Origin of the sequence: Klenkia sp. PcliD-1-E (genome assembly GCF_024124375.1) — a bacterium.
Classification (GTDB): domain Bacteria; phylum Actinomycetota; class Actinomycetes; order Mycobacteriales; family Geodermatophilaceae; genus Klenkia.
This window is the reverse complement of the sequence record NZ_JAMXRZ010000198.1, coordinates 1-4,279: the sequence shown is the minus strand read 5'-3', so window position 1 is coordinate 4,279 and position 4,279 is coordinate 1. Positions and strand designations below refer to the sequence as shown.

At 76.8% G+C, this 4,279-nt stretch carries 4 protein-coding genes and 1 riboswitch; of the genes, 1 reads left to right on the top strand and 3 read right to left on the bottom strand.

Translation table 11 applies throughout. From position 1 onward, the window contains the following. Window positions 1-431 precede the first annotated feature (431 nt). Entirely contained in the window at window positions 432-2,312 is a 1,881-nt protein-coding gene (locus tag NH342_RS22175) for a PucR family transcriptional regulator (RefSeq protein WP_253018411.1), read from the top strand. 126 nt (window positions 2,313-2,438) lie between these two features. Here NH342_RS22175 and NH342_RS22170 read toward each other — a convergent pair whose 3' ends face one another. The 3 genes from NH342_RS22170 to NH342_RS22160 form a co-directional block, all read right to left on the bottom strand. Beyond that, a complete protein-coding gene (locus tag NH342_RS22170) occupies window positions 2,439-3,188 on the bottom strand; it encodes a CbtA family protein (RefSeq protein WP_253018409.1) in 750 nt (249 codons plus the stop codon). After that, the gene (locus NH342_RS22165; protein ID WP_253018407.1) at window positions 3,188-3,391 is read right to left on the bottom strand and encodes a CbtB-domain containing protein; all 204 of its coding nucleotides are present in this window, start codon (window positions 3,389-3,391) and stop codon (window positions 3,188-3,190) included. The genes NH342_RS22170 and NH342_RS22165 overlap by 1 nt, the downstream gene beginning before the upstream one ends. Window positions 3,392-3,435: 44 nt before the next feature. After that, window positions 3,436-3,507: riboswitch (cobalamin riboswitch) on the bottom strand. A gap of 77 nt (window positions 3,508-3,584) precedes the next feature. Then, on the bottom strand, window positions 3,585-4,279 hold a 695-nt coding region (locus NH342_RS22160; protein WP_253018405.1), incomplete at its 5' end, for a hypothetical protein.

The following is a 4,279-nucleotide window of genomic DNA, read 5'->3' as shown; positions in this document are numbered from 1 at the left end:
GCCCGGCGGGCGTGCGGGCCGAGCGGGCGGCGTCCCGGGGGAGCGGGATGGTGGGCACGCCCGCGCGGGCGGCCCGGCCGGGGGTGGTTGCGGTGTGCTGCGGTTCTGCGGTGCGCATGGGTCCTCCCGAGGGTCCCGGCGGTCGCCCCCTGGGCCGCCGTCCGCCCCGACGACCACGGGGGAGGAGGGCCGCGGTGCGGCGGCCTACCATCCACGCGGCGGAGCCGGGCGTATCTCGAACCTATGCGGCGCGTCCACCGGGCCCGTATGGCGGATGTAGCCAAGAATGCGTGGCCTTGTCCAGGAAGCTCTGACAGGATGTAGGCGCACCACCGGGGGAGTACGGGACGTGGGGGGACTGCGCGGTGACGGATCGTGATCAGGGTCGAGGCTTGACCTCGGAGGGTGGCCGGACGGCTCCGCTGCGTCAGGTGTCCGGGCGGCCGGAAGCGGCGCTGTCGCGGGTGGCGCCGGCCGAGCGCACGGCCCTCGAGGACAGCATGGGCCTGTCCGTCGCCCAGATGCTCGCGCTCACCGACGGCACCCTGGTGGCCGGCGCGGCGGGTGCGGGCCGGGTGGTCCGCCAGGTGGTCGTCGACGACCCCGCCGACCCGCTCGCCGGGGCCGGGCCCGACGTCCTGGTGGTGCTCGGCGCCCGGCTGCCCCCTGCCGACCCGGCGCAGTGCCGGGCCCTCATCGAGCGGCTGACCGCACTGGGCACGGCGGCCCTGGCCTACCGCGACTCCGAGGGCCCGCCCGCGGTGCCGGCCGAGGTCCGCTACGAGGCCGACCGGCGCGGCTTCCCGGTGGTGGCCCTGCCGCGCACCTCCCGGCTGGACCTCGTGGTGGCCGAGGTCTTCGGCGCGATCGTGTCCAAGCAGGCGCAGGCGCTGAGCCTGGCCGACCGGATGCACAACCAGTTCATCGACGTGGCGCTCACCGGTGGCGGGCTGGCCGAGGTCACCGCGCAGGCGGCCACCATCCTCGACGGCGCCGCGGTGCTCGGCCTGGGCCCGGACCGCGAGATCACCACCAGCGCCGGGCCCTCGGACGACGTCGCCGAGGTCCGCGACTGGCTGTGGCTGCTCGACGCCGCCGCCGACGACGCCTACTCCGACCTGCCCAGTGCGCGGCGGCTGTCGGAGAACCGCGCCGACCAGGCCATCGTCACCCCGGCCGACGTGCTGGCCGACGCCGACCTGTCCCCGGCCGACGGCATCCTGCTGGTGCCCGGCCACCACGAGCTGCCCGGCGGGGTGGGCGAGTACGCCGTCGCGCCGATCATGGCCGGTGACCAGCGGCACGGCTGGCTGGTCGCGGTCAACCGGCACGGGCCGATGCTGGTCGGGGCCGGCGCGGTGCTCGAGCGCGGTGCGGTGATCGCGGCCTTGTCGGAGATCCGTCACCAGGCCGTGCACTCGGTGGAGCTGCGGTTCCAGGGCGACATGGTGCGCCGGCTGGTCAGCGGCACGGTCGGGCACACCGAGCGCACGCTGGCCTACACCCGGTCCTTCGGCTGGCGGCTGGACGGGCCGGTGGTGGTGCTGGTGACCGCCACCGAGACCGTCGCCGACGCCAGCGCCGACCCCACCCGGGCGCTGGACGTCCTGGACCGGCTGGCCGACGGCTGGCGGGCCGCGATCGACGGCGAGGTCGCCGGTGCCGCGGTGGCGGGCCTGGCCACCGAGATCGTCACCGTGCTGCCGCTGGACGGGCGCACGCCCGAGGAGCTGTCCTCCCTGGTCGCGGCCGTCACCGGCCGGGTCAACGCGAGGCTGCGGCGGGTGGGCCGGGTGCTGGCCACCGGCATCGGCCGGCCGGCCCGGGAGCTGTCGGGGCTGGGCGAGGCGCACCAGCAGGCGCAGCGGGCGCTGCAGGTGGGCCAGGAGATCCACGGCGAGGCCACCGTCACCCACTTCGACCAGCTCGGGGTGTTCCGGCTGCTGTCGCTGATCCCCGACTCCACCGAGCTGCGGTCCTACGTCGACGAGGTCCTCGGCCAGCTGGCCGACGCCGCCGACCCCGACTCCGCCGACCTGCGGGACACGTTGCGGGTGCTGCTGGAGACCAACCTCAACGTCGCGGAGTCCGCCCGCCGGCTGCACTTCCACTACAACACGATGCGCTACCGGATCGGCAAGCTGGAGCGGATGCTCGGGCCCTTCACCTCCGACCCGACGCTGCGGCTGAACCTGCTGCTGGCCCTGCACGCGGCCCGGATGCGCGGGCTGGACCAGGCGCACCGGCCGCCGGTGGAGGCCACCGGCCTGCCCTACCTCGACGACGGCCTGGAGGCCCTCGCCCAGGCCTGAGGTGTCGGGGCGCGACCGAGGGCGAGCCGCCAGGGGTGGCCGGACGTCCTGCGCGGTGGCCGGCCGTTGCCCGGTGCGCACACCGTCAGCGATGTCGGGCCACCCCCGTGGACGGCGACGGGTGCGTCATCTGCGGCGGGCGAGACGGTCCACGAGGTACCCGGCGACGAGGCCGAGGGTGGTCCACATGACCGCGAGCTGGCCGAGCGAGGCCAGCCGGAAGTCCCACACCACCGCGGCGGGGACGTCGGCGGCGATGCCGTCCGGGTTGTCCGGGACCAGCAGCACCGTGGCGACGACCAGCGCGAGGCCGGCCAGCACCGCTGCGGCGGCCACGGCCGAGGGGTGCAGCCCGCGGGCCCGCAGCGTGCCGACCAGCGCCGACACCAGCAGCGCGGTCACCACGCCGGCGCCCAGCACGGCGATGTAGATCGCCGTCCGGGTGCCGACGGTGTCCGGGTCGCCGACCGCCGGCGGGTTGGCCGGGATCTTCACCGCGGGCAGCAGCGCGAACACGCCGAACCCGATCGCGGTGAGGACGGCGACCCGGCCGACGTCGGTGCGCCCGGGCAGCCGGTGCCGCACCCCGGCGTAGACCGCGGCCACGACGACGGAGAACACGACCGCGGCGACGACGGTGCCGAGGAACCCGCCGACCAGCTGCGTCCCGCGGCTGACCAGCTCTTCCCCGTGCTCGTGCCCGTCCCCGCGGGCCTCCTCGACCGCCAGTGCGGGCGCGATGGCGCGCTCGGTGACGGCGAGGGCCCACAGCCCCGATGCCGCACCCGCCGCGACGCCGGCGAGGGCGAAGCGGCCGAGCACCGGCGCGAAGCGGGGGGCGGTCTCCTGGCGGGGGCTGTCGAGGGCGGCCGCCATCAGTGGCACGGCATGCCCAGCGAGTGCCGGGCGTCGTGGAAGAACTCGTGCGCGAGGTCGCCGGCCGAGGCCAGCACGGCCCCGTTGTCCTGGGCGACCAGGTAGAGCGCGAACAGCGCGAGCAGCGCCAGGGCCCACGCGTAGGCCGGCACGGCCATCCGGGGGACGGCGGTGCGGGGGGAGGTCTGCTGGGCAGCGGTCATCGGGGGAGCCTTCCTGGTCCATCACTCGTGGGGACGCCGCGGCCGGTGTCCGGCTGCCGGGTGCAGGCACCCGGGTCACGGTGGCGAGGACCGCGCCGGACTCCCACCGGCTTCCCTGCACCGCAGCGGTCGGGACGCTACGGGCGGGTTCCCCGCTCCACCAACGTCGAAGGTGCGCACTCGTGCAGGTAGCTCAGGCAGGCAGCCCGACCAGCACGCAGTCCGCGCAGGGCAGCGCCCCGGGCAGCCGGTGCAGCAGGCAGCACGACCGCCGGGCGAACCCGCCGTCCGGCCGCCACCCGCCGGTGCCGGCCAACGGGCCCGCGGCCAGCAGCGCGTCCAGCACCGCCCGGGTACGGACGGCCAGGTCCGGCCGGGCGCCGGCCACCACGACGGCGGTGCCGTGCAGTGCGGAGACCACGTTCCCGGCCAGCACCCGCCGGGACACCGACCGGGCGGCGACGGCGTCGGTCCAGGGGGCGACGAGCGGGGTCAGCCAGTGCGCGGCGAGCGCGGCGGCGACGTCGTCCGGGGTCCGGGCGGGCACCGCCTGCGTGCCCGACCAGGCCATCGGCACCGGGTTGGACCCGACCGGCTGCAGCACCACCGACGCAGGCACCGGCAGCACCCCGGACACGACCGCCGCGCCGAGGGCGGGTGAGAGCACCCGGGCGACCACGCCGAGGTGCACCAGGGAGTGCACCTCCCGCGCGCCGGCGGCGGGGCCGAGCACCGCCGACACCGTGGCTGCGCGGGCGTCCAGCAGCCGGTCGGCGTCGGTCAGGTCCACCGCACCGGGGCCGGCGTCGTCGTCCACCGCGCAGAACGGCCCGAGCCGCGCGGCGGCGGCGAGGGCGGCGGCGGGCACCTCCCCAGGGTGCCAGCGCG